Below are 980 nucleotides of genomic sequence, written 5' to 3'. Positions count from 1 at the left end.
CCCCGGCAGCGCGCAGCCTTCGTTTGCATCATCTCCGCGATCGCGTTAGGCATCGCCCTCGCAGCCAGCCGCAACTTCCTGTCCAATTTCACGAACTTCCTGCTGTTTCTGCTTTACTTCATGACTCCATGGTCGGCTATCAATCTTGTCGACTATTACTGGGTGCGGCGCGAGCGCTACAAGGTCGCCCAGTTCTTCGCCAAGGACGGAGAGTACGGGCTTGTCAGGATCGGCGCCTTTGTCGCGTACTTCTTTGGCGTATTGATCCAGATTCCGTTCATGAACAGTTCGCTCTACGTCGGCCCCATCGCCCATCTGCTCGGCGGCGCCGAAATCGCCTGGGTGATCGGGCTCGCCGTCGCCGGCGGTCTCTATTACGCCTCCACCGGCTCCATCCGAAGGGTGATGGCCGCGACGTCTGCGAACCAAGGCATTTAATCGATTTCCAAATCCCTATCACTATTCGGAACCGCTATGAAGTACGATCCGTCCCACGAAAAAAGCCCTCTCCCGTTTTCGCCGTTCAAGAGCTGCACAGTACCCCGTCCCATCGGCTGGCTCTCCAGTAGCAGTCCTGACGGCATCGACAACCTGGCGCCATACAGCCAGTGGCAAAATCTAACGTTCGACCCGCCGATGGTGATGTTCGCGGCGAACCAGTACCCGGACGGGCGTCGCAAGGACACCGTGCTTAACGCCGAGCAGACCGGCTGGTTCGTCTGGAATATGGCGACCTACGATCTGCGCGAGGCAGTCAATATCAGCGCCATGGCCCTGCCGCGGGGAGAGAGCGAGTTCGATCGCGTTGGCGTAACCCGGCGACGCGCCGATCTCAGCAATGTTCAAATGGTCGCCGAGAGCCCCGTGCACTTCGAGTGCCGTTACCTATCCACTCATCGCTTCACCGGTAACTCGAACGTAGGCACAATTGACGTGGTCTTCGCGCAGGTGGAGCGAATCCATATCAATGAGGACTTTGT

2 protein-coding genes are annotated in these 980 nt (G+C 58.6%); both read left to right on the top strand.

Going from position 1 to position 980, the window contains the following annotated elements:
- On the top strand, nucleotides 1-438 hold a 438-nt coding region (locus BST28156_RS34520; RefSeq protein WP_174904585.1), incomplete at its 5' end, for a cytosine permease.
- A 36-nt stretch (nucleotides 439-474) separates the two neighbouring features.
- On the top strand, nucleotides 475-980 hold a 506-nt coding region (locus BST28156_RS34515), incomplete at its 3' end, for a flavin reductase family protein (protein ID WP_174904584.1).

Origin of the sequence: Burkholderia pseudomultivorans (assembly GCF_902499075.1) — a bacterium.
In the GTDB taxonomy this organism is placed as follows: Bacteria; Pseudomonadota; Gammaproteobacteria; order Burkholderiales; family Burkholderiaceae; genus Burkholderia; species Burkholderia pseudomultivorans.
Note: the sequence above shows the minus strand (reverse complement) of the source record. Positions and strands in the feature narration are given on the sequence as shown.